This window comes from Streptomyces sp. NPDC002088, assembly GCF_040296605.1.
Lineage (GTDB): Bacteria > Actinomycetota > Actinomycetes > Streptomycetales > Streptomycetaceae > Streptomyces.
Genome location: NZ_JBEOXO010000004.1, coordinates 153,360 through 177,710 on the forward strand (window position 1 = coordinate 153,360; position 24,351 = coordinate 177,710).

A 24,351-nucleotide genomic window follows, 5' to 3' on the forward strand; every position below is an offset into this window, starting at 1 on the left:
GCGGTGACGGATTCTGACGAGGAGCACGGGGCGGGGCTCCACGGTGCGCGGAGGACATGAGGGGAGACGGCTTTTAGAGTTCGGCCCACCGAACCGTCCTGGGAGGCAATCGATGACCGTTTCCGAGCAGCAGTCCCCAGGCCTTCTCGGGCTGTGGAGTGCGCCGCGGTCCCGGTCCACCGCGTTCCTGCGCATGATGGCCGAGCGCGGCGACTTCACCGTCGTCCACGAACCGTTCTCGCACGTCGCGGACTTCCAGGAGAAGGAGATCGACGGCCGGGTGGTGCGCACCGAGGCCGAACTCATCGAGGCGCTGACCGCCATGGCTCGCGGCTGTGCCGTGTTCTTCAAGGACACGACGGACTTCGCCTACCCGGGACTGCTGGCCGACCGGCGCTTCCTCGCCGAGGCGACCCACACGTTCATCGTCCGCGACCCCGCCGAGGTGATCGCCTCCCACTTCGCCCTCAACCCGGACCTGCGGTGCGAGGAGGTCGGCATCGAGCGGCTCCACGAGATCCACCAGGCGGTGACCGTGGCCACCGGCCGCCGCCCGGTCGTCGTCGACGCACAGGACCTGGTGCGACGGCCGGAGCAGACGGTCCGGGCGTACTGCGCGGCCGTGGGCATCCCGTTCCTGACGCAGGCGCTGGCCTGGCGGCCGGGCATGCGCGAGGACTGGACGTCGACCCGGCGCTGGCACGAGAACACCAGTCGGACGGGCGGTTTCGTCTCCACCCGCAGCGAGTACGCCGCGACCGTGCACAACCACCCGGTCCTCGCCGGCTATCTCCGTCACCACCTGCCGTTCTACGAGGAGTTGCACGCCGCCCGCCTCGCCGTGCCGGACGAGGACCCGGCGCCCGCCCACGGCTAGGGTCCTGAGCCGGTGATCCTCGGCAGTCCGCGGCAGGGCTGCCGAGGATCCGGTCACTGGGGCGAGAGGGACGCCGTACCCCTCAGGCCTCGCGGATCGTCACCGTCCGGTTGCTGTGGTCGAGGAGGAAGATTTTGTCGCCCCGGCGCACTGCCTCCACGTCGAACGGGAGGTCCGGCAGGACGGGTTCGACGCCCGCCTCGTCCGACGCGGTCCGCAGGATCAGCGCCAGCGCGTCCGGGTCGGGACAGGTCGACACGTACCAGGCGATGCCCGCCCCGTACTGGTTGCGGGTCACCGCAGGGCGTCCGTCCAGCGGCCCGCCGTGGATCGAGGCCATCACCTCCGCGCCGTCGGCCGTCAGCCACTCCGCCCAGATCCGGCCGGTGAAGTTACCGAACGCCTTCGACTCGCACGCCACGCTCTGGTGCTCACGCAGTGGCCAGAACTCCTCGCCCCGCACCCCGAGCAGTTCGCGCCAGCACCCCGGATAACCGTCCGGCCGCACCCGGTCGTCGGGGTCGACGACACCTGAGAACGGCCCCACCACGAGGGTGCCGCCGGCCGCCACGTACTCGGCCAGCCGGCGTGCCTCGTCGTCGGAGACGAGATACAGGTTGGGTGCGAGCACCATCTTGTACCGGGTCAGATCGCGGCCGGGCGGGGCGAAGTCGACGGTTACCGAGCGCTGCCACAACGGCCTGTACCAGGCGTGGATCTGATCCATCACCTTCAGCCGCTCGGACGGCACCTCGTCGGACTCCGCCGCCCACCAGCTGTCCCACGAATGCAGGATGGCCACCTCGGTGTGCACGGGAGTGCCCACCACCCCGTCGAGGTCCCGAAGTTCATGGCCCAGCTCCCGCATCTCCCGGTACACCCGGGTCTCGGTGCCGGCGTGCGGGATCATGCCGATGTGGAACTTCTCGGTGCCCTGCCGGGAGGTGCGCCACTGGAACTGCAGCAGTGAGTCGGAGCCGCGGGCGAGCGCCTGGTAGGACCAGAGCCGGAACAGTCCCGGCGCCTTGGGCGAGGCTACCGGTGCCCAGCCCGGTGCCGAGGGCGCCTGCTCCATCAGCAGCCAGGGCTTGCCCGAGCCCTCCGAGCGGGTCAGGTCCATCACCATCGCGCCGTACAGGGCCGCTTCCACCAGGCCATTGGGGTCGCCGGGATCCGGGTACAGATCGATCCCGACGACGTCCATCTCCGCGCCCCAGCGCCAGCCGTCGACCCGCCGCTCCCAGTCCTGGAAGTTGGTGGTCACCGGGAGGTCCGAGTGGCGGCGGATGATGTCCCGTTCCTTGCGGAAGCAGTCGAGCAGCGCGTCCGAGCAGAACCTCTTGTAGTCGAGCAGCTGGGTCGGGTTCGAGTGGTAGACGGCCTGCCGGGGCGGGTTGATCTCCGTCCAGGCGTCGTAGCGCTGCGACCAGAACGCCGTCCCCCAGGCCTCGTTGAGGCCCTCGATCGAGCCGTATCTGTCCTGCAGCCAGATGCGGAACCGGTTGCCGCACTCGGAGCAGAAGCACGTCGTTCCGTACTCGTTGTTCACGTGCCAGAACCGGAGCGCGGGATGCGTGGCGTACCGCTCGGCGAGATCGGTGACGATCCCGGCGGCGAACTCCCGGTAGACCGGCGAGGACATGCAGTAGTGGTTGCGGGAGGTGTTGCCGAGCCGGACGCCGTCCTCGTAGCAGGGGAGGGTCTGCGGCCAGCGGTCGCCCATCCACGGCGGCGGTGAAGCGGTCGGGGTGGCGAGCGAGACCCCGACGCCGCCTTCGTGCAGCAGGTCGAGAAGCTCGTCGAGCCAGCCGAACTCCCGTGCTCCCGGGCGCGGTTCGAGCCAGGCCCAGGAGAAGATGCCGACGATGACGAGGTTGACACCCGTCTCCCCCATCAGCCGGACGTCCTCCCGCCAGACGTCCTTCGACCACTGCTCGGGGTTGTAGTCGCCGCCGAACAGCACCCGGTTGGTCTTCCACTCGACGGATGTCACGCGTGTCCTGCCTTTCCCGCGATCTCGCGGCCGATCTCACGTACGACGGAGACGAGGGCCGCCACGTCGTCCTCCTCGGTGGAGTGGTGCAGTACGCAAGCCCGCAGCACGTACGTACCGTCCAGGACGGTGCCGGTCAGGAAGACCCGTCCGTCCGTCTGCACATCGGCCACGATCCGGCGGTTGATCCGGTCGAGGTCCTCCGCCGTATGCGGGCCGCCGGGGGGCGCGTACCGGAAACACACCACCGACAGCGGCGAGGCCGACATCCGCCACAGGTCGTCCGCGGCGTCGATCATCGCCTCCAGCCGCCGGGCGAGTCCGAGATGTCTGCGCACCAGGGTGCGCAGACCGTCACGGCCCATGTGCTGCAAGGTCATCCAGGTCTTCAGCGCCCGGAATCCGCGGGTCTGCTGGAAGCCGTACTCGGCGTAGTCGAGCGCACCGCCGATGCCCACGTCCTGCTCGGTCATCAGGTACGGCGGTACGTGGCTGAAGGTGCGGCGCATCAGGGCGGCGTCCCGCACCAGGGCACATCCGGTCTCGATGGGCACGGAGAGCCACTTGTGCGGGTCGAGACTGACCGAGTCGGCTCGCTCCAGCCCCCGGTACACCTCGCCGAGCTCGGGCAGCACGGCGGCGGCGGCCCCGTAGGCGCCGTCCACGTGCAGCCACAGGCTGTGGCGCGCGCACACGTCCGCGAGGGTGTCGAGCCGGTCCACGGCGCCGGTGTTCACCGTGCCCGCGGTGGCGACGACACAGAACGGCAGGTCGCCCCGGGCCAGGTCCTCGCGCACCGCGCGGTCGAGGTCGTCGGAGTCCAGCCGGCGGTCGGCGTCCACGGCGACCGTGCGGACGGCCGAGTGGCCGAGCCCCAGCAACTCCACGGACTTGCGCAGCGAGGAGTGGACCTCGGCCGACGCGTACAGCCTCAGGCGCGGCCGCGACGGATCCTGCAGGCCGTCGCGCCTCAGGTCCCAGCCGACCCGTTCCGCGACATGCTGCCGGGCCGCCGCCAGACAGGTGAGGGTGGCGGCGGAACCGCCGCTGACGAGGATGCCGCCGGTGTCCGCAGGGAAGCCGACCAGGTCCGCGAGCCAGCGGGTGACGGCCGTCTCCAGATGGATCGACGCCAGATCCCCGACGTCACAGCTGGGATTCTGGGCCGCCGCCAGGAACTCGGCGATGATGCCCATGTGCGAGGGCGGTGAGTTGACCCAGCCGAAGAACCGCGGATGGCCGTTGCCCATCGGGAACGGCAGGACGTGCCGCTCGAAATGGGCGAGCAGCTCCTCCGGCGCCGCACCGTGCTCCGGGAACTTTGCCGGGGCCACCGTCCGACGCCCGCTCTCGGACATCGGCTGCACGACCGGCTGGTCACGGATGTCCGCGAGGTAGCCGGCGACCAGGTCCACGGCCAGCCGGCCGATGCGCCGGAACTCGTCGGCGTCCAGAGCGGGCGGGGCCGCCTCCTGCCGCTCCTGCTGTACGGACTCGATTCCCATGTCTCCTCTGTCTTCGTGCTTGGGCCGACAGCTCGCTGGTCACCGATCGCGACGCCGCACAGGGCGGCGGCGGCCGTGGCGACGGCTGTGTCGGTGATCCGGTGACGGCGCAGGAGTTCCGCGTGGTCTCCCACGTACGTGGTGAAGCAGTCACGGACGCCGATCCGCCGGACGGGAACGGGCACCTGTTCGCTCAGGACCTCGGCGACCGCACTGCCGAGTCCCCCGATGACGTTGTGCTCCTCGACGGTGACGATCCGGCCCGTCTCCACCGCGGCGTCGAGCAGGGCGTTCTCGTCGAGCGGTTTGAGCGTGGCCATCTCCAGAACACGGGCGTCGAGGCCCGACGCGTGCAGGAGGCCGGCCGCGCCGAGGGCGGCTCGGACGGGATACGGGCCGCAGGCCACGATCGTGACGTCCCCGCCGGCCCTCAGCCGGCGCGCCCTTCCCAGCACGAAGGGCTCGTCCGTGACAGGGGCCGGTTGACCGTCGCCGCGCCGCTCCAGCCGGCTGTAGCTCGGACCGGGCAGCTCGGCAAGGAGCGGCACCAGCGCGGCGGCCGAGACGTTGTCGCTGGGCACCACCACGGTGATGTTCGGCAGGGCACGGGCGACGGCGAGGTCCTCGAGCGCCTGGTGGGTCGGACCGAAGAGCCCGCCGGACAGGCCCCCGTGCGTCGCGGCGATGTGGACGGGCAGCCGGTTGTAGGCGATGTCCACCTTGACCTGCTCGCCGGCGCGCAGCATCGCGAAGGACGCCATCGTGTGCACGAAGGGGATCTTCCCGCTCGCCGCCAGGCCGGCCGCGACGCCCATCAGGGCCGCTTCCGCGATGCCCACGTCGACGTACTGCTCGGGAAGTTCGGTACCGAAGGAGCCGAGCAGCCCGCCCATGTCCGAGTCGCAGCACCACACGCGCCGGTCCAGCGCTGCCAGCCGAACCAGCGCGGAGCGGAACGCCTCACGCCCGGAGACCGGTCGCCCGGCGGCGGATGCGTCGCTCGTGCCGCCGTCGAGCAGAACCTCGCTCACTTCGCTGTCACTTCCTCGGACCCGCCGGACCGGCGTGCGGAGCGCTCCAGCGAGGCGAGCGCGCGCTTCCGCAGCCGCGGCGAGAGCACGGCGTAGTGACTGTTCACGTGATGCTCCATGAAGGCTATGCCGCGTCCCTTGACGGTGTCGGCGATGACGACCGTCGGGGCCTGCGAGGCGGGGTCGGGGCGGGCCGACAGAACGCGGCACAGTTCGGCCGCATCGTGTCCCGGCACGTGCCGGACCTGCCAGCCGAAGCTTCGCCAGCGGTCGGAGAGCTGTTCGCGGGTGCCGTACTCCTCCGTACTGCCGTTGATCTGCAGCCGGTTGTGGTCGACGATCGCGACCAGACCGTCGAGGCCGAGCCGGCCCGCGGTCGAGGCCGCCTCCCACACGCTGCCCTCCTGCAGCTCGCCGTCGCCGAGGAGGACGAAGGTGCGACTGTCCCGGCCGTCCCGGCGAGCGGCGAGGGCCAGACCGGTGCCGAGGGCGAGGCCGTGGCCGAGGGAGCCGGTGGGGAACTCGACGCCCGGCAGGCCCTTGGTCGGATGGCTGCCCAGTCTGCTGCCGGCCCGGCCGTACTCGGCCAGCTCCCGCACCTCGATGAAGCCGCGCTCGGCGAGTACGGCGTACAGAGCTGCGGCCGCGTGTCCCTTGCTCAGGATGAAACGGTCCCGGTCCGGCCGGTCGGGCCGCCGGGGGTCCACCCGCATGACGTCGAAGTAGAGAGCGACGAGGATGTCCGCCGCCGACAGCGACCCTCCGAGATGGGTGCCCGCCGCCGTGGCAGCCATCTCGACGATGTGCCTGCGCACGCTCAGCGCGCGCCCGGCACTATTCACCCCAGTCTTCCTCGATCTCCGGGGCGAGCGCGATCAACAACGGTTCGAGAGCGACGATTTCCAGCCCACAGAGACATTCCGGGCACTCGAACACCTCACTGATGCGCGGCTGTGCGGGAGGCGTGAGTTCCGCCTCGCATTCCAGGCAAACAGGCATGGGTGCTCCTGGTTCGGATGAGTGGGGTAAGGGGTGCAGAGGATGCGCGGCTCTGAAACTAGTCGGAGCCCGACGGCGATACGTCCCAGGAAAGTTGAGAAGACCTACGCACTGTGCTGACCGCCGCGAGTCCGGCTGAGCGGAGAATCCCGAGTGCCGTCTCACGGACTGTGCATCAATTGTGACAGCTGCCAGGGTGGGCGCGCCTGGGCTGTACTGGTTCCGCATGCTCTTACGAAGCGCCCCAAACCGCACGTCGACGCAGGTCAGAGCGGAAAGCTTCGGAGACGGAGATCCGCATGTCCTGGAGCCTATACGCGTGGGAGCTCTCCGGCGGGTCCCGAGCCGGGATGCCGCCCGTCCTGGCAGGCGGTGGATGTCATAGCCGGCACGACAACGGAAACGGCCCGGCCGGAGCCGAGCTCACCGTCCGACGTGAGCTCGCCGCACCGGCCGGGCCTTCACCGCCCGTCCGCCCTCAGTGACGGGCGGATTCGGGGTTGCGCCGTACGCCGACAACGGCGACGACGGCACCGAGGAGACACAGCACCCCGGTGACGAGCGAGGCGGTGTGCACACCGTTCATGAATGCCTGGCCGCTGCCCTCGACGACCGCGGCCCTGAGCTGTCCGGGCATGTCACCGGAGATGGGTGCGACGCCCATGGCCACCGCGTCCTTGGCCTCTCCCAGCCCCTTCACCATGCGGGCGGGTACCCCGGCACCGGTCAGTTCGCCGGTCAGCGTCGAGCCGACCTTGCTGCTGATCAGGGAGATCAGCACGGACGTACCCAGTGCGCCGCCGATCTGGAGCGAGGTGGCCTGCAGACCACCCGCGACACCGGCGTCCTTGACCGGGGCGTTGCCGACGATCGCGTCGGAGGAGGCGGCCATCACCATGCCGACGCCGAGGCCGAGCGCGATGAACGGCGGCCACAGCGCGGAGTACGACGAGTGCACGCCCCAGCCGAGCATCGCGAAGGCCGCGCCGGCCTGGAGGAGCATGCCGAGCGGCATGGACAGCCGGGCACCGTACTTCTCGGTGAGTTGCGCGCCGATCGGCGAGGCGATGACGGACGCCAGGCTCAGCGGCAGAGTGCGCACACCGGCCTCCACGGGCGTGAAGCCGCGGACGTTCTGCAGGTACAGCATGACGAAGAAGATCACGCCGAGCAGTGCGAAGAAGTTGACCGCCGTGATGATGGTGCCGATGGTCAGCGCGGGGCTGCGGAACAGCCGCATCGGCAGCAGGGGGTGCTCGATCCGGGTCTCGTACCAGCCGAAGACGACCAGGATCACGATGCCCGTGGTGAGCGTGCCCAGGGTCGAACCCGAACTCCAGCCCCACGTCTCGCCCTTGACGACGCCGAAGACGACGACCAGCATGCCGAGCGCCAGGAGCACGACGCCGGGGACGTCGAAGCGGTGGTGGCCGGTGGAGTTCTTGCTCTGCGGCAGGACGAGCGCGCTGACGACGAGCGCGATGACGCCGACGGGCGCGTTGATGTAGAAGACCGACTCCCAGCTGACGTGCTCGACGAGCAGGCCGCCGACGATGGGACCGAGCGCGGTGGACACGGAGGAGACCATCGCCCAGATACCCACCGCCATACCGAACTTCTTCGGGGGGAAGGCCGCGCGCAGCATTCCGAGCGTGTTGGGCATCAGCAGCGCGCCGAAGAAGCCCTGCACGGCGCGGAAGGCGATGACACCTCCGATCGAGCCCGACAAACCGATGGCCACGGAGGCGGCGGTGAACCCGGCCACCCCGATCATGTAGAACGTGCGCCTGCCGAGGCGGTCGCCCAGCTTGCCGCCCAGGATCAGCGCGGCGGCCAGGGCGAGGAGGTAGGCGTTGGTGACCCACTGCAGATCCGCGGTGGACGCGTGCAGATCCCGGCCGATCTCCGGGTTGGCGATCGAGACGACACTGCCGTCGAGTCCGACCATGAAGAGGCCGAAAGCGACAGCTGTGAGCGTCAGCCAGGGGTTGGCCCGGCGACCGCGAACGGCGGTCGGCGGGGACTGCGCGGGCAGGGCGGAGTGGTCCACGGTGGTGGAGGAGGGCATGAAAGTGCCTTGCTTCTTCGGTGAGTTGATGTCAGCGGAACGCGACGGCGCTCAGACGCCGGCCACGAGCAGATGACGGGTGGCTGACGTCCGCGCCGGAGTTCAGTGGGCGGCGGGGTGGATCCGGCGCGCCAGTGCGTCGAGGGCGCCCAGGGCCGACCCGATGGCGTCGAGGTCCCCGTCGGTGAGGGTGCGCAGCGCCTCGACGACGTAGCCCGCAATGAGGTCATCGACCGTGTCGACGCGCCGCCGCGCCTCGCCTGTCAGATGCAGGTGGGCGACTCGCTTGTCGGCCGAGTCCTGTCGGCGCTCGAGCTGCCCCTCGCCGACCAGCTGGGAGACCAGAGCGCTCACGTTGTTCGGCTTCATCAGCAGCGTCTCAGCAGCCTCACGCACGGTGAGGCCGTCCCGGTCCCCGACGAGCCGGAGCAGCGCCAACTGGCCTTCGGACGGCTTGGAGTGCGGGAAGTCCTGGGCGACGCGCCGGTCGAGCGCCCGGTTCAGCGCGGGCAGGACAGCCGTGATCGCGGAGGCGACACGGCTGAGGTCCTGGGCGGACGCGCTGGATGCGGGCATACAAGCAATGTAAACATGAGCTCTTACCTATGTCAACATACCTATCTTCGCCTGGATTCGTCGCCCGGCGGCGGCACGGGTATTCCGCGGTCTCGACGCCCCCTGCTCCCGCGCGGCCCTGCAATCTCCCCGCTGCTGGTCGGGATCGGCCGGCGGATGCTCGAACTGACCATGGCCTACCACCGGCTCGTCACGACTGCTCGACCTGGTCCACCAGTCCCCAGGCCAGAGCTCGGTCGGCCTGGAGGACCCTGCCGTCGAGGACCAGGTACAGCGTGCGCCAACGGCCGATCCTGCGGGGAATGCTGACGGTTCCGCCCGCTCCGGGAATCAGGCCCATGCCCAGTTCGGGCAGCCGGATCAGGGTGTCCGGAGCCGCCACCACACGGGCGCCGAACGCGGGCAGTTCGATGCCGGCCCCGACGCAGTGACCGTGCAGTCTGGACGTCAGCCGTCCGCGGATCGCGTGGAGTTGGCGCGCGGCGCCCGCGCGGGTGCGGATCAGGTGAGCGGTGGCGAGGTCCGGTGCGGTGCCGAACTCGTCGAGGTCGCCGCCCGAGCAGAACGACGGTCCGTTCCCGTCGAGTACGACCTCGGTGATGCCGGTGTCCCAGATGGCGGTGCTCACGGCGGCGGTCAGGGCGTCGCGCATCCGGGCGCTGTGCGCGTTTCGGCGCTCGGGACGGTTCAGGGTGATCCGGAGCGTGCTGCCCTGGCGGCTCGCCAGAACGGGCTCGTCACCTGCCTGCGGAGGCTGCGGACGCTCGCCGCGCGCCCCGAGCCAGCGGGCGAAGCCCGGACCACCGAGGAGCGTGGAGTAGGCGAACGACTCGGCGTCCAGAGCCTGTTCCACGGACAGCCGCGACGCCAGGCGCAGGAGCTGCCGGAGCACCAGGGCCGCGTGTGGCTGGTCCTCGGCGTGAGCGCGCAGGGTTTCGGCTTCGGCGAGGGGGTCCTCGGCGGCGAGCACGGTCGGGGTGCTCGCCGCGTCTGCCGTGCAGAGGTGGTCGCGCGCCGCCCGTACGAGGGTGAGGTCCAGTGCGTCCAGGAGCGGCGGGGGGCAGTGGGGAGCCGATCGCGAGGTCCGGCCGACCAGCAGCCGGTCGCTCTCCCGCGCCCGGCGCACCGCGACCTCGCACTCGGCGGCGCTGGGAGTGGAGCCCGCGTCCAGGTCGAGGACAATCAGCGGCCGGTGCGGGCAGGCGTCGGCGTCCAGCAGATCGGCGTCGGCGGCACCGGCCGCGAGATCGGCGACGGTGATCACAGCGGTCGAAGTCACGGGTCCGGTCTACCATCCCCCCATGGTCGACTGGGCGGCGGGCCGAGGCCGCGGAGATCGCCCGGGACTGGGCGCGCAGTGGCGTACTGCCCCTCACCGGTCACGCCGGTGAGGCTCCCTTGCTGCCACCGGGCGGGGCAGCCACCTTCGCCGCCCGGCTGGGGGACCTGGTCACCGCAGCGGCCGGACGAACCGGCATCGACGGTGCTCGGTTGCCGGCGGAGCGTGCCCGCCCACCCGTCGAGTCGCGCCGCCCTGCACTCCCTGGTCGGGCGGGCGGACGTGGTGATCGAGGCGTCACGGCCGCGAGCCCTGGCGGGGTTCGGACTGGACGCACACGCCGAGGCCGCTCGCGGCTGCACCTGGATCTCGATCACCGCCTTCGGCCGTTCCTCGCAGCGGGTCGGTTTCGGGGACGACGTGGCCGCGGCCCGCGGGCTGCTCGCCGTGGACGCCCAAGGGCAGCCCGTCTTCACCGGCGACGCCGTCGCCGACCCCCTCACCGGCCTCCTCGCCGCCGCACTCGCCCTCTCCCGACCGCCCGGGAAGGGCGGAGCCGTGTGGGACGTGGCCATGGCGGACGTAGTGGCCACGACTCTTTCCGCTCCGACGGTCGAAGGGCGGGTCGTGCGGGAGGGCGACCGCTGGCTCCTGGACACCGGTGCCACGACTCTGGCCGTGGATCCGCCGACCCGGCGCCGGCCTGCTGCCGCAGCGGCAACGACAGGCGCGGACACGGCGACGGTGCTTCGCCGGCTGGGCATACCGGTGCCATGAACCGCTTCTCGCTGCGGAGTTCCTGAACGCACGGCGGGCGATGTACCGTCGGCGTGGCGGCGATCGAATCCCCGAACTGCCTGGTGCGGGACCGGAATCGGGCACCGGGCCCGGGACACGGAGGGCGCGTGGAAGGCACCAGGCCCAGGCACTGCCGCGCAAAACTGCGGATTCCCCCGCCGTGACGAGGGGCGTCCTTCTCCACGACGCGGAACTCGACGGCCGGACGGTGGCGGACCTGCGTATCAGGGACGGCGCCGTCGTCGAGGTCGGCGCACAGTTGACGCCCCGGCGCGGCGAAGACGTGCTCGACGCCCGAGGGGGCGCCCTGCTCCCCGGCCTCTGTGACCACCATCTGCATCTGCACGCCATGGCCGCGGCGGATCGCTCCGTCGCATGCGGCCCGCCGACGGTGCACGACCCGCAGTCGCTGGCCGCGGCGCTCGCGCACGCCCCGTCCGACGAGCGCGGCTGGGTCCGCGGACTCGGATACAGCGAACACGTCGCCGGTCTCCTGGACGCCGGGACACTGGACCGTGTGTACGCCGCCCGCCCCGTGCGTATCCAGCACCGCAGCGGTGCGCTGTGGATCGTCAACACCGCCGGGGCCAAGGCCCTGGATCTGGCCCGTGCGGACCATCCGGGCATCGAACGGGACGCCCAGGGGCATCCGACCGGCCGGCTGTGGCGTGCCGACGACTGGCTCCGGACCCGGTCGTTCGCAGCCCGGCCCCCCGACCTGCGGGCGGTCGGTACGCGCCTCGCCCGCCTGGGGATCACGCACGTCACCGACGCGACCCCGGATCTCGACGCCACGGCGCTCGGCGCGATCGGCGCGGCCATGCGCACCGGCGCCCTCCCCCAGCGGGTACACCTGCTGGGCGCACCCCTGAACTGGACCCCGCCGGCCGGTCCGCGCGCGCCGACCGCCGGACCGTACAAGATCGTCCTGGCCGATTCCGGCCTCCCGGAGTTCGACGCCCTGGTCGACCGCATCCGCACGGTCCACGACACGGGCCGGGCGGTGGCCGTGCACTGTGTGACCCGCGAGGCTCTGGTCCTCCTGATGGTCGCCCTGGAACAGGCCGGCACACGCGCGGGCGACCGGATCGAGCACGCCGCCTTGATCCCCACCGAGTTGATCTCCCGGCTGCGCGCCCTCGGCCTGGCGGTGGTCACCCAGCCCGGCTTCGTCGCCCACCGCGGCGACGACTACCTGCGCGACATCCCCGCCGCCGATCTGGCCGACCTCTACCGGGCACAGTCGCTGGTCGACGGCGCGGTTGCGATCGCCCTGTCAAGTGACGGACCGTACGGGCCTGTCGACCCGTGGGCGGTGATCGACGCGGCGGTGCGTCGACGCACCCGGGCCGGACGCGTCGTCGGCACAGCGGAACGGCTCGCTGCACCTCGGGCACTCGACGCCTACCTCGGCTCTCCCGACACTCCGGGCGGAGCACCGCGACGGGTCGCGCCGGGGGCGCCGGCCGACCTGGTGCTGCTGCGCGCGCCCCGAGCGGAGGCCCTGGCCCAACCGTCCGCTGACCTCGTCACCGCGACCTTGATCGCCGGCGAAGTGGTGTGGGCCGAGTGACGTCGAGCAAGCCGACCGGCGGCCGGGGCGTACGTACGGAAACCCCGGGCGCGTGAGTGTTGTCGGCTGCGCTGTCCGTTCGCGGAGATAGCGATTCGCCCAGTTGCCGACCACGCCGGCCAGGATGCCGCCGGCTGCCAGGGTTCCTGCCGTCAGCATTACTCGTACTCGGATCTTCATCAACACGTCCTGTTTGTCACGGGAAGGGGTGCGCACGGAGGACGGCGAGCGCCGAGGCGACCTCGACGCTGCTGACGGGCGAGACGAAGACGGCGTGCCAATGCCTCGCCATTCGGGCCGCGCCCGCGCGGTCTCGACGAACGGTTCACCTGGGCACGCGCCTGGCAGGCCACGCCCTTCGACCACGGCTACGCGGGCCCGGCCTGGCCCAAGGAATACGGGGGATGGAACTACCCTTCGCCCATCAGGTCGTCTACCAAGAGGAGTTGGCGCGGGCGCGGGTCCCCGCCCCGATCGGGACGGGCCTTGGTATCGCAGCGCCGACGATCATCCGATACGGCACCGAAGAACAGGAGCAGCGATGGCTCGCCGCCATGCTGCGCGGGGACCGGGTATGGGCCCAGGGCTACTCGGAGCCCGGCGCGGGTTCCGATCTGCCGGCCCTGCGCACACGCGCCCGACGGGACGGCGACTTCTACATCGTGACCGGCCAGAAGGTGTGGACGAGTCACGCTGCCCGAGCCGACGTCTTCTTCACGCTCGTCCGCACCGGAACCGCGGCATCCCGCCGGCACGGCATCAGCCACCTCATCGTCGACGCTCACGCCCCGGGCATCGAGGTGCGGCCGTTGCGCGATCTGACCGGCGGCCATCTCTTCGCCGAAGTCTTCTTCGACGAGGTACGCGTACCTGTCGCCGACCGGGTCGGCGAGGAGAACGGCGGCCGGCCCCTCGTGCGCACCAGCCTGGGGCACGAGCGCGCCGCAGGCGCCATGAACCAGGCAATGGATCAGGCGTACATCGGCAGTTCGACGGTGACCGTGAAACCGCCGTCGGCATTGCCCCCTGCCGCGAATCGACCACCCACGGATTGAGCACGCTCCCGCATCCCGATCAGCCCGTACCCACCCACCTCATCACCCGTCACGCCAGTCGAACCCTGGCCCCCGTCATCACACACAGTGATCGTCAATACATCTGCCGCGTACACCAGCGTCACCCGCACCACCGCCCCCGCCGCATGCTTGCTCACATTCGTCAACGCCTCCTGCAAGATCCGATACGCCGTCAGATCCGTCCCTGGCGCCAGAGGCCGCTCCGTCCCCTCCATCACCACTTCGACGGTCAGCCCTGCAGCAGTGTGCGCTGCCACCAACTCTGGCAACCGGCTCAATCCCGGAGCCGGCTCCAATGGCGCATCCGTCTCTTCCGGGCGACGCAGCAACCCCACCGTCGCCTTCAACTCCCTCAGCGCCGATGCCGTTGTCCCCGCCAATTCGCTGATCAAATGCTCCGCCTGTTCCGGCTGGCGCCGCACCAAATGTGCGGCGGTGCCCGCCTGGGCGTTGGCCAGCGCCAAGTGATGAGCGACCACGTCATGCAACTCACGTGCAATCCGTACCCTCTCCTCGCCCACACGCCGACGCGCTTCCTCCTCGCGGGTGCGCTCTGCCAGCTCGGCCCGCGTGAACAACGACTCCACGTACGCACGACGCACTTGCACTGACGAACCCCACGCCACCGGCAAGAACAAAAAGAACGCAGGATTGAGGACCACTAGCACCGTGTTCTTGTAGGTGCCGGTCAGCAGGGCCGACGGAATGAGCAGCACCGCAACCGCGAGGGCGTACAGACTTGCGCTCTTGCGATCGCCTTCAAGGGCCAACCAGTACAGAGCGACCATGACCGGCGCGAACAAGAGCGGCGTCGTCAAGTACCCATAGGCGGAGGCCGCAGTCGCGCAAATCCCAGTGACGACAACCACGGCTTGCGGATTGCTGCGATGCCACCACAATGCGGCACAAGCAAGCACGGAAAGACTCACCCCGGGCCACCAGGCGAGCTGCTTCGGCGTCGTCCCCCAGGTGCCCTGAAAGCTGGCGTAGACAGACAGCACGAGCGCGCACCCAATGGTCAAGACATCGACAGATCTCGGGTGATCGTGCAGGTGGCGCAGAAAACGGTTCGGCATCGCGGTCTCCGGATGGTGGGGATGCTCATGGTCCATGACGCCGTTGCGCATCATCGGGCATACCGCCGGTGTGTCGTGGGCCGTCGCGCCACGACGCGAATCCGGCACTCGGCGGGCCGTGGCTGCCGCGGGCCACAGCGATGGCATCGTGTGGGCAATAGTTGACCACGCTTCAGGAGTTCGAGTGCCTCGCACCCGCTCGCACAGGTATCTCTCTGCCATTACACAGACTGACAACGTCAGGATGAACTGCCTCTGTCGCTCTACGAAGACGCCCGCCAGTTCTCCGGCCAGAACCAACACGACGACATCGCCCTTCTGATCATGGGTTCACGATGAGGGTGTCGGGCCGGGTTCGACGAGCCCCGACTGGTAGGCGATGACTACGAGTTGGGCGCGGTCACGGGCGTCGAGTTTGGTCATGGCGCGCTGAATGTGCGTGCGGACGGTGAGCGGGCTGAGGAAGAGGTCCTCGGCGATCTCGGTATTGGACTTGCCCTCGGCCACCAGCACTGTGACCTCCCGTTCGCGGGCGGTCAGCGCGGTCAACCGCTCAGGCAGCACGTTGTCGGTGGAGGGCTCGGGGGTGGCAAGGAATCGAGTGACAAGAACGCGGGTGGCCGCCGGCGACAGCAACGACTCCCCGTCGGCCACCGTGCGGATACCTTCGAGCAGCGCGTCGGCCGCCACGTCCTTGCCCAGGAAGCCACTCGCTCCTGCCCGCAGCGCCTGTGCCACGTACTCGTCGATCTCGAACGTCGTGAGGATCAGCACGCGAGTTCCGGAAAGATCCGCGTCCGAACAGATAGCGGCCGTCGCAGCCAGGCCGTCGGTGCCGGGCATACGGATATCCATGAGGACGAGATCGGGTCGATGTGTGCGCGCCAGCTGGACCGCTTCAGCCCCGTCGGACGCCTCGGCGACGACCTCCATGTCATCGGTGGAATCGATCAGCATGCGGAAGGTAGTACGCAGCAATGCCTGGTCGTCTGCGAGCAGAACGCGGATGGTCATTCAGGTTCCTTCATCGGGTGCGCAGGTCAGACGGGATATTCTCAGTTACATACTGTCGATCATCAGGCAGAACCGCGGGCAGCCGGGCTCGACACGTAGGGCTGTCCCCCTCCACCTGCAGATCTGGTACTGACCAGGCCGGTTTTGAATGCAAGGGCCACCAGTTGGGCCCGATTACGGGCCCCCAGTTTCCTCAGGGAGTGACGTATATGAGTACGCACGGTGAACAAGCTGACACTGAGATGCTCGGCGATTTCGTCGTTGTTCCTTCCCTGTGCTGCCAGAGCGGTCACTTCCTGCTCCCTTGGGGTGAGCGCGAGCATCGCGCTCGGCACTCCTTGAAGGCCAGGAGAGGGTGCGGACCGAAAGTGGGTAACCAGCATCCGGGTGGCAACCGCGGACAATGGAGTCCCACCGTTGGCGACGGCACGAACGGCGGACAGCAGACCTGCCGCTGACACATCCGCACCGAGGAGGCCGCTCGCTCCGGAGCGCAGCGCTCGGGCGGTATCCCTGTCGTTGGCATCGTGGTCCAGCAGGAGCACTTGGGCGGCGGACCCACCAGGTCTGCCCCGCAGAGCCGCTATTGCATCGCCTCCACATCCGCGACTGTCCACGATGACGACATCGGGCCGATGGGCCCGGACAAGGTCCGCCGCTGCGCTGTGGTCGCCGACCGCAGCGACCACCGTGATGTCACCGCTGGATTCGATCACCCTGAGGAGGGCTTCCCGTGTCAGTGCCTGGGCGCTGACGACGATGACACGAAGGGACATGGTGTGGTGGCCTTTCAAAGGATTCACAAGAGGTGAAGTGTTAGAAGTTGACCGGGAGTTCGGCGGTGACGGTGAAGCCGCCGTCGGGCCGGTGCCCCGCCGTGAAGTGACCGCCTGCGGACTGAGCGCGCTCGCGCATGCCGATCAAGCCGTAGCCACCGAGCGCTGCCCCGTCCGGAGCGGTGATCTGCCCTGCGCCGTCGTCGGAGACCGTGATGGTCAGCACATTGCCCGCGTACGACAGCGTCACCCGCGCTGTCCCCGTCGCCGCGTGCTTCCCCACGTTGGTCAGGGCCTCCTGCATGATCCGATACGCGGTCAGGTCCACCCCCGGCGCCAACGGACGCTCCTCCCCTTCGGTGGACACCGTCACGGCCAGACCCATGGCCGCGTGCTCCTCGATCAGTTCCGGCAGTCGTCCCAGGCCTGGAGCCGGATCCGTGGGGGTGCCCTCCTCGTCGGGACGGCGCAACAGGCCCACGGTCGCCTTGAGTTCACGCAACGCCGACGCGGTCGTGCCCGCCAGATCGGTGATCAGACGCTCGGCCTGCTCGGGCTTGCGCCGGACCAGATGGGCCGCGGTACCCGCCTGGGCGTTGGCCAGCGCCAGATGGTGAGCGACCACGTCGTGCAACTCCCGGGCGATCCGCACCCGCTCCTCCCCCACGCGTCGACGGGCTTCCTCCTCACGGGTGCGCTCGGCCAGTTCGGCGCGCATGTACAGCGACTCCAGGTACGCACGACGTGACTGACGGGCCGAGCCCCACGCCGCCGGAAACAACAGGAAGAACACCGGGTTGAGAGTGGCCAGAAGAGCATTGCCGAAGTTGCCGCTGAACGCGGAGGGCGTTGCCACCAGGACGACCATGACCAGACCGTGGAGATGCGCGGTCCAGCGGTCGGCTTCGGTCGCCAGCCAATAGAGCGCGAGCATGACCGGCGCGAGCAGCAGCGGTGTGGCGAGGTAGCCGTAAGCGACCGCCGGGCTGAAGCACATCCCGGCGATCAGGATGACGGCTCTGGGGTAAGAGCGGCGCCACCACAGCACGGTGCACGCGAGTGCCGACAGGACCACGCCCGGCCACCAGGCGAGTTGGTCCGGCGAAGTACCCCAGGTGCCCTGCACGCTGGCATAGACGGCCAGCGCGAAGGCACCGGCGATGGCCGACGCATCGGCGGACCGTGGATGGTCGCGCAGGTCAAGCCGAAGGCGAGAGAACATCGAAGTCTCCGGTCGAGGCCGCAGTGCCCCGGTGGCAGGAACGGACGTGTCCGTGTCCGGCAACGCGTGCGCTGCCGGACACGGACACGGGGGGTCAGACGCGCTCGGGGACGCGTTCGTCGGTCTCGGGGACTTCGGCACTCACCGCGCCAGTCGAGCGCCGGGCGAGCGCTTCGCCCTCGATGTCGACCTTCGGCAGCAGCCGGTCGAGCCACCGTGGCAGCCACCAGGCGCGGTCGCCGAGCAGGGCGAGCACGGCAGGCACAATGGCCATACGGACCACGATCGCGTCGAAGAGGACGGCGATGGCCAGGCCGAACCCGATCGTCTTGACCATGGACTCTCCGGCGGTGACGAACCCGGCGAACACCGACGTCATGATCAGAGCGGCCGCCAGCACGATCCTCGAACTCGCCCGGAACCCGGACACGATCGCCTGACCGGGACGCTCTCCATGGACGTACGACTCACGCATCCGCGAGACGAGGAAGACCTCGTAGTCCATCGCCAGGCCGAACACGATCCCCACCAGGAAGATCGGCATCATGCTCATGATCGGGCCGGTCTGCTCGAGCCCGAGCAGGTCGGCGGCCCAGCCCCACTGGAACACCGCCACGACCGCGCCGAGCGAGGCGAGCACCGAGAGCAGGAAGCCCGCGGCCGCCTTGAGCGGCACCAGAATCGAGCGGAAGACCACCATGAGCAGCAGAACAGCCAGGCCCACGACCACGATGAGGTACGGGATCAGCGCGTCGCTCATCTTCTGAGCCATGTCGATGTTGGCAGCGGTCGTGCCGGTGACCTCGTACGTGACTCCGGTCTCCGCCTCGATGCCGGAGCGCTCGCCTCGGATGGTGTTGACCAGATCCTTGGTCTCCTCGCTGGTGGGCGAGGTGGACGGGGTGACGGACACGATCGCGGTGTCGCCCGCCTCGTTGAACTGGGCCGGGGAGACGGACACCACGCCCTCGGTACCGCTCAGGTCGTCCGAGACCTTCGCCACCGCGGTCTTCGCGTCATCGGCCTGGTCCGCATCGATCACCACGGTCAGCGGCCCGTTGAACCCAGGACCGAACGCCTCGGCCAAATCGTCGTACGCCCGGCGCTCCGTGGTCGACGTCGCCTTCGATTCATCACCCGGCATGCCCAACTGCAGATCCATCGCCGGTACGGCGACCACGCCCAGGCCGACCACCGACAGGAGCAGCACCGACAGCGGGCGACGCAGCACGAAGCGTGCCCAGGCCGCGCCGACCCGGCCCGTCTGCTTCGGCTTCTTCTTGCCCTTGCGCGCCCGGCGCCCGAGCACCGCGTTCGGCCAGAATCCGAGGAACGCCGGGACCAAGGTCAGCGCGATCAGCACGCCAACACCCACCGCGCCCGCGGCCGCGAGCCCCATCTTGGTCAGCGTCGGCACACCGACCACCAGAAGGCCGGCCAGCGCAATCATGACGGTGAGTCCTGCGAAGACGACCGCGGACCCGGCCGTGCCGGCGGCGAGACCGGCCGCTTCCTTCGGGTCCTGCCCCTTGCCGCGCTCCTCCCGGTAGCGGGCGATGACGAACATCGCGTAGTCGATACCGACCGCGAGGCCCAGCATGGTCGCCAGCGTGCCGGTCGACGACGAGAGGCCCAGAGCGCTGCTCAGCGCCTTGATGCCGAGCATGCTCACACCCACACCGATGATCGCGGTCAGCAACGGCAGACCTGCCGCGGCCAGCGAACCGAATGTGATCAGCAACACCAACGCGGCTACCAGGACACCCACGCCCTCGCCGAGACCGCCGGACTCGATCGAGCCCGCCACGGCGGTGCCACGGGCATCGACCGTCAAGCCGGAGTCCTGGGCCTCGTCGATGGCGTCCTGCAACGCCTGCGTGCTCGCGTCGGTGAGGTCGTCGGCCCCCACCTTGTACGAGACACTCGTGTACGCCGTCGTACCGTCCTCGCTGACACCGCTCGTCTTGAACGGGTCGCTCGCCGACGCGACCTGCGCATCGCCGGTCAACTCGGACAGTGTCTTCTCAATGACCTGCCGATTGTCACGGGCGGTGACCTTCTGGCCATCGGGCGCGACGAAGACGATCTGGGCGTTCGCCCCGTCCGCCGCCGCCCCGGGGAACCGCTCGTCCATCAGGTCGAAGGCCCGCTGGGACTCGGTGCCGGGCATCGAGGACGAGTCGTCAGGAGCCGCAGAGGCAGTGACTGCGGCAATGCCGACCGCCGCCAGGACGGCGACCCACAGCAGCGCCACGTATCGACGCTGGCTGAAGGACGCACGTCCCAGCCGGTACAGGAATGTCGCCATGGGATGGGACTCCACTTCTGATCTTGGGAACCCCTCCAGCCTCGCGAAACAGCCCGCTCACGTCGTCATGCGGCTGCAGACAATCGACCTACTGAATATTGAGTAGGGAGCACGCACGATGACCTGCAGGACAACGACGAAAGTCCCGCCCCGAGCACTCCGGCCTCATGCCGGACAGCCATCCCACGACGGCGTTCTTGGCAGGGGAGTCGTCACCGTCGGGGACAGTGGACAGACCTTCGTCTGACGCAGCTGCTCCGCGCGGCCGTGGTCCTCGTACCCCTGAATGCCCGGTCCGGCCCCCACGCTCGTATGCCTACGTGCATTCATGTCGCAATAGGTGCCCGATACCGGCCATCCATCGATACTGGCGTTGGACCACCGACGGCCGATCGCACGACCTGACGGGCCATCACCAAAGTCAGCATTGGATCAGCATCAGCCCCGCCCAACCCCGCCATCGACCGCCGAGGACCGCCAAGATCCAAAACCCAGCACCACCAATCTGACCAGGCAAGACGCAGGTCAGGGCACTGCCTGCTAACGTCATCCGGAGGTACCAGTGAGAATGCTCATCAACGTCCCGGAGACCGTGGTCGCGGACGCGCTACGGGGCATGGCGGCCGCCCATCCGGAGCTGACCGTCGACGTGGAGAACCGCGTGATCGTACGGCGGGACGCCCCCGTGGCCGGGCAGGTCGGCCTCGTCTCCGGCGGGGGCTCGGGGCACGAACCGCTGCACGGCGGTTTCGTGGGTCCTGGGATGCTGTCCGGGGCCTGTCCCGGTGAGGTGTTCACCTCCCCCGTGCCCGACCAGATGGTGCGTGCGGCGGCGGCCGTGGACAGCGGGGCGGGGGTCCTGTTCATCGTGAAGAACTACACCGGGGACGTCCTCAACTTCGACATGGCGGCCGAGCTCGCCGAGGACGAGGGCATCCGGATCGCGAAGGTGCTGGTCAACGATGACGTGGCGGTCACCGACAGCCTCTACACGGCCGGCCGGCGCGGCACCGGAGCCACGCTGTTCGTGGAGAAGATCGCCGGAGCGGCCGCCGCGGAGGGGCAGCCGCTGGACCAGGTGCAGTCGCTCGCCCGGCAGGTCAACGAGAACTCCCGCAGCTTCGGCGTCGCGCTCAGCGCGTGCACCACGCCCGCCAAGGGCAGCCCCACCTTCGACCTGCCGCCGGGTGAGCTGGAGCTGGGCATCGGCATTCACGGCGAGCCGGGCCGGGAGCGACGGGCGATGATGACCTCGGGCGAGATCGCCGACTTCGCCGTCCACGCCATCCTGGAGGACATGCCCGCCCGCAACCCGGTCCTCGTGCTGGTCAACGGCATGGGTGCGACGCCGCTGCTGGAGCTGTACGGCTTCAACGCCGAGGTGCAGCGGGTGCTGAGGGAACGCGGTGTCGCCGTCGCCCGCACGCTGGTCGGCAACTACGTGACCTCGCTCGACATGGCGGGTGCCTCGGTGACGCTGTGCCAGGTCGACGAGGAACTGCTGCGACTGTGGGACGCGCCGGTGAAGACGCCGGGCCTGCGCTGGGGCGCCTGATCCGGCGGGTTTCGAAGGCCGACGTACCTACCACGCAAGGAGATCCAGTGCTCGACGCCGACTTCTTCCGCCGCTGGATGACGGCGACCGCGGCTGCCGTCGACCGCGAGGCGGAACGGCTCACCGCCCTCGACTCGCCCATCGGGGACGCCGACCACGGCAGCAATATGCAGCGCGGGTTCACCGCGGTGACCGCCTCGCTGGAAAAGGAGGCGCCCCAGACTCCCGGTGCCGTCCTCATCCTCACCGGGCGGCAGCTCATCTCCACCGTCGGCGGGGCGTCCGGACCGCTGTACGGGACACTGCTGCGCCGCACCGGCAAGGCGCTCGGCGACGCAGCGGAGGTCGACGAGCAGCAGCTCGCCACGGCGCTGCGCGCGGGCGTGGACGCCGTGATGACGCTCGGCGGTGCCGCGCCGGGCGACAAGACGATGATCGACGCCCTGGTGCCGGCCGTCGACGCCCTCGGCGACGGTTTCGCCGCGGCGCGCACGGCCGCCGAGCAGGGCGCCGAGGCGACGATCCCGCTCCAGGCCCGCAAGGGCCGAGCCAGCTATCTGGGCGAACGCAGCATCGGGCACCAGGACCCGGGTGCCACCTCTTCGGCGCTGCTGATCGCCGCTCTCGCGGAGGCGAACGGTGAGTGACGAGAAGCTGGTCGGGATCGTGCTGGTGTCGCACAGCGCGCAGGTGGCCGCGTCCGTGGCCGAGCTGGCGAAGGGGCTTGCGGGTGGCGGCATCACGGTGCCCGTCGCCCCGGCGGGCGGCACCGAGGGCGGCGGACTCGGTACGAGCGCCGAGCTGATCGCCGCCGCAGCGGCGTCCGTCGACCGGGGCGCCGGGGTCGCCGTCCTCACCGACCTCGGCAGCGCCGTCCTGACCGTGAAGGCGCTGCTGGCGGAGGGCGACGAACTTCCCGCCGACTCCCGCCTGGTCGACGCCCCGTTCGTGGAGGGCGCCGTGGCCGCGGTCGTCACGGCGGCGACGGGAGCCGACCTTGACGCGGTGGAGGCGGCGGCAGCGGAGGCGTACACGTACCGGAAGGTGTGAAGACACCCGCACGAGGTAGGGCTAAGCCAGCCCCTCCGCCGCCACCGCGAGCGCCGAGCGCATGGTCGCCGCCAGTTCGGCCTCCGCGGTGGCGGGGGCCTGGTCGGTGTCGGCCGTGCGCCGGGCGTAGTGCTCGACTGCCGCGCGCAGGGCCGCGTTCAACACCGCCGCCTGGATGGCGGGCCGCAAGTCGTCGGCGGGCAGGCCGGCCCGTTCGGCGAGGGCGCGGGCGAACGCCGGCTCGGCCTCGTCGTAGGACTGGAGCCAGACCGCGCGCAGTCCCGGCTCGGTCCAGGTCAGGCGTACCAGCGCGCCGACGGTGGTGTAGCCGGGGCCGGGTGTCAGGCGGAGTTCGTCGGACAGTGCCTGGTCGAACGCCTCCTCCAGGGGCTGCCCGGTGCGCCAGTCACGCAGGAAGGCCGCGATCACGTCGATTCCGGCGGTGAAGAGCGGGCGTACGCAGCTCTCCTTGCTCGGGAAGTAGCGCCACACGGTCCGCGCGGAGACGCCGACCGCCTGTCCGATCTGCTCGCCGGTGGTCGCCGCGACGCCCTGGTCGACGAACAACTCCACGGCGGCTCGCGCGATCTCGAGCCGGATCTCGGCCTTGCGCTCCTCCGTCAGCGGTGGTCGTCCCGTGCGTCCGTGGGATGCGGTCATCCGGCCCTCCGGTTCCAGGCGGCTCTGGTGTGACTCCGTACATCCGAGATTCTTCACCACGACTTTATGTCACTCACAGACAATAAGTCGTACTGTGTGGAGCGCAACGGGCTCGACGCCCCCACACCGCACACCGAGGAGCACCCCCATGGCCACTGGACTCAACGGCCGCAGCGTCATCGTCACCGGAGGGAGCTCGGGCATCGGGCGCGCGACCGCTCTGGCCTTCGCCGCGGAGGGCGCCAGGGTCCTGGTGGCCGACCTCAACGCCGAGGGCGCGGAGGCGGTCGTCAAGGAGATAGAGCAGGCGGGCGGCACCGCCGTCGCCGTCACGGGCGACCTGAGCGAGCAGGCCGTCGTCGACCAGGTGGCCGCGACCGCCGTGGAGCGCTTCGGCGGTGTGGACGTCCTGGTGAACAACGCCGGGATCATGGACCGGATGTCGGCGCTCGCCGACGTCAGCGACGCCGAGTGGGAGCGGGTCATCCGGGTCAACCTCACCGCGCCCTTCCTGCTCACCCGGGCGGTGCTGCCGCACATGCTCGCGGCAGGCAAGGGCGCGATCGTCAACACGGCCTCCGAGGCGGGGCTGCGGGGCAGCGCGGCGGGCGCCGCGTACACCGCCTCCAAGCACGGCATGGTCGGGCTCACCAAGAACCTGGCCGTGATGTACCGGGGCAAGGGCATCCGCGCCAACGCCATCGCCCCCGGTGGCACGAAGACCGCCATCGCCGTGGACGCCGACCAGAGCGGGCACGGACCAGCGGCGCTCGGCCCGCACTTCGTCAACGTCGGCCGGCTGGCCGAGCCCGAGGAGCAGGCCGCCGCCATCGTGTTCCTCGCCTCGGACGCGGCGAGCAACGTCAACGGCGTGATCCTGCCGGTCGACGACGGCTGGTCGGCGGTCTGACGGCC

21 protein-coding genes and 1 pseudogene are annotated in these 24,351 nt (G+C 69.9%); 8 read left to right on the forward strand and 14 right to left on the reverse strand.

What is annotated here, in order from left to right; all coding sequences use genetic code 11:
• Positions 1–112 precede the first annotated feature (112 nt).
• A complete protein-coding gene (locus tag ABT114_RS10575; protein WP_351140804.1) occupies positions 113–877 on the forward strand; it encodes a sulfotransferase-like domain-containing protein in 765 nt (254 codons plus the stop codon).
• Positions 878–959: 82 nt separating this feature from the next.
• Here the strand turns inward: ABT114_RS10575 and ABT114_RS10580 are convergent, their stop codons facing one another.
• The 8 genes and pseudogenes from ABT114_RS10580 to ABT114_RS10615 form a co-directional block, all read right to left on the reverse strand.
• Positions 960–2,870: a beta-galactosidase gene (locus ABT114_RS10580; protein WP_351140806.1), complete on the reverse strand. Its 1,911-nt coding sequence runs from the start codon at positions 2,868–2,870 to the stop codon at positions 960–962.
• The gene (locus ABT114_RS10585) at positions 2,867–4,375 is read right to left on the reverse strand and encodes a pyridoxal phosphate-dependent decarboxylase family protein (protein WP_351140808.1); all 1,509 of its coding nucleotides are present in this window, start codon (positions 4,373–4,375) and stop codon (positions 2,867–2,869) included. The genes ABT114_RS10580 and ABT114_RS10585 overlap by 4 nt, the downstream gene beginning before the upstream one ends.
• Before the next feature lie 194 nt (positions 4,376–4,569).
• Positions 4,570–5,406: pseudogene (locus tag ABT114_RS10590) on the reverse strand (transketolase family protein); the annotation flags it as partial.
• Positions 5,403–6,248 carry a transketolase gene (locus tag ABT114_RS10595; RefSeq protein WP_351140810.1) on the reverse strand — a complete coding sequence of 282 codons (846 nt, stop codon included), beginning with the start codon at positions 6,246–6,248 and terminating at the stop codon, positions 5,403–5,405. The pseudogene ABT114_RS10590 and the gene ABT114_RS10595, both read right to left, overlap by 4 nt.
• On the reverse strand, positions 6,241–6,405 hold the full coding sequence (locus tag ABT114_RS10600) for a lysine biosynthesis protein LysW (protein ID WP_351140812.1): 165 nt from the start codon (positions 6,403–6,405) through the stop codon (positions 6,241–6,243). Before ABT114_RS10600 ends, ABT114_RS10595 begins: the two co-directional genes overlap by 8 nt.
• A gap of 478 nt (positions 6,406–6,883) precedes the next feature.
• A complete protein-coding gene (locus tag ABT114_RS10605) occupies positions 6,884–8,473 on the reverse strand; it encodes an MFS transporter (RefSeq protein WP_351140814.1) in 1,590 nt (529 codons plus the stop codon).
• A gap of 102 nt (positions 8,474–8,575) precedes the next feature.
• Entirely contained in the window at positions 8,576–9,049 is a 474-nt protein-coding gene (locus ABT114_RS10610) for a MarR family winged helix-turn-helix transcriptional regulator (protein WP_351140816.1), read from the reverse strand.
• A 190-nt stretch (positions 9,050–9,239) separates the two neighbouring features.
• Complete coding sequence (locus tag ABT114_RS10615) at positions 9,240–10,328, reverse strand: enoyl-CoA hydratase/isomerase family protein (RefSeq protein ID WP_351140818.1); 1,089 nt, start codon at positions 10,326–10,328, stop codon at positions 9,240–9,242.
• Positions 10,329–10,553: 225 nt separating this feature from the next.
• Here ABT114_RS10615 and ABT114_RS10620 point away from each other — a divergent pair, with 225 nt between their 5' ends.
• From ABT114_RS10620 to ABT114_RS10630, 3 genes are all read left to right on the forward strand, one after another.
• Positions 10,554–11,105: a CoA transferase gene (locus ABT114_RS10620; RefSeq protein WP_351140820.1), complete on the forward strand. Its 552-nt coding sequence runs from the start codon at positions 10,554–10,556 to the stop codon at positions 11,103–11,105.
• A gap of 181 nt (positions 11,106–11,286) precedes the next feature.
• On the forward strand, positions 11,287–12,699 hold the full coding sequence (locus ABT114_RS10625; RefSeq protein WP_351140822.1) for an amidohydrolase family protein: 1,413 nt from the start codon (positions 11,287–11,289) through the stop codon (positions 12,697–12,699).
• Between the two features lie 404 nt (positions 12,700–13,103).
• Positions 13,104–13,754: an acyl-CoA dehydrogenase family protein gene (locus ABT114_RS10630; RefSeq protein ID WP_351140824.1), complete on the forward strand. Its 651-nt coding sequence runs from the start codon at positions 13,104–13,106 to the stop codon at positions 13,752–13,754.
• Here ABT114_RS10630 and ABT114_RS10635 read toward each other — a convergent pair.
• The 5 genes from ABT114_RS10635 to ABT114_RS10655 all read right to left on the reverse strand — a co-directional run bounded on the left by ABT114_RS10635 (position 13,670) and on the right by ABT114_RS10655 (position 20,171).
• On the reverse strand, positions 13,670–14,905 hold the full coding sequence (locus ABT114_RS10635) for a sensor histidine kinase (protein ID WP_351140827.1): 1,236 nt from the start codon (positions 14,903–14,905) through the stop codon (positions 13,670–13,672). The genes ABT114_RS10630 and ABT114_RS10635 overlap by 85 nt on opposite strands.
• 276 nt (positions 14,906–15,181) lie before the next feature.
• Entirely contained in the window at positions 15,182–15,865 is a 684-nt protein-coding gene (locus tag ABT114_RS10640) for a response regulator (protein ID WP_351140829.1), read from the reverse strand.
• A gap of 62 nt (positions 15,866–15,927) precedes the next feature.
• Positions 15,928–16,641 (reverse strand): LuxR C-terminal-related transcriptional regulator, encoded by a 714-nt coding sequence (locus tag ABT114_RS10645; RefSeq protein ID WP_351140831.1) that lies wholly within the window; start codon positions 16,639–16,641, stop codon positions 15,928–15,930.
• A 40-nt stretch (positions 16,642–16,681) separates the two neighbouring features.
• Complete coding sequence (locus tag ABT114_RS10650) at positions 16,682–17,863, reverse strand: sensor histidine kinase (RefSeq protein ID WP_351140833.1); 1,182 nt, start codon at positions 17,861–17,863, stop codon at positions 16,682–16,684.
• A 94-nt stretch (positions 17,864–17,957) separates the two neighbouring features.
• Positions 17,958–20,171 (reverse strand): MMPL family transporter, encoded by a 2,214-nt coding sequence (locus ABT114_RS10655; protein ID WP_351140835.1) that lies wholly within the window; start codon positions 20,169–20,171, stop codon positions 17,958–17,960.
• Between the two features lie 562 nt (positions 20,172–20,733).
• On the opposite strand from ABT114_RS10655, the gene dhaK reads away from it, so the two are divergent.
• Genes dhaK through ABT114_RS10670 form a run of 3 tightly spaced genes read left to right on the forward strand, consistent with a single transcriptional unit; the run spans position 20,734 to position 22,776 of the window.
• Positions 20,734–21,726, forward strand: coding sequence for a dihydroxyacetone kinase subunit DhaK (dhaK, locus tag ABT114_RS10660; protein ID WP_351140837.1), 993 nt, complete (start codon positions 20,734–20,736; stop codon positions 21,724–21,726).
• Between the two features lie 47 nt (positions 21,727–21,773).
• Positions 21,774–22,373: a dihydroxyacetone kinase subunit DhaL gene (gene dhaL / locus ABT114_RS10665; RefSeq protein ID WP_351140840.1), complete on the forward strand. Its 600-nt coding sequence runs from the start codon at positions 21,774–21,776 to the stop codon at positions 22,371–22,373.
• The gene (locus ABT114_RS10670) at positions 22,366–22,776 is read left to right on the forward strand and encodes a PTS-dependent dihydroxyacetone kinase phosphotransferase subunit DhaM (RefSeq protein WP_351140842.1); all 411 of its coding nucleotides are present in this window, start codon (positions 22,366–22,368) and stop codon (positions 22,774–22,776) included. Before dhaL ends, ABT114_RS10670 begins: the two co-directional genes overlap by 8 nt.
• A gap of 21 nt (positions 22,777–22,797) precedes the next feature.
• Here the strand turns inward: ABT114_RS10670 and ABT114_RS10675 are convergent, their stop codons facing one another.
• A complete protein-coding gene (locus ABT114_RS10675) occupies positions 22,798–23,436 on the reverse strand; it encodes a TetR/AcrR family transcriptional regulator (RefSeq protein ID WP_351140844.1) in 639 nt (212 codons plus the stop codon).
• Between the two features lie 148 nt (positions 23,437–23,584).
• Between ABT114_RS10675 and ABT114_RS10680 the strand changes: the two genes are divergently transcribed.
• Positions 23,585–24,346, forward strand: a complete 762-nt coding sequence (locus ABT114_RS10680; RefSeq protein ID WP_351140846.1) for an SDR family NAD(P)-dependent oxidoreductase — start codon at positions 23,585–23,587, stop codon at positions 24,344–24,346.
• Positions 24,347–24,351 lie beyond the last annotated feature (5 nt).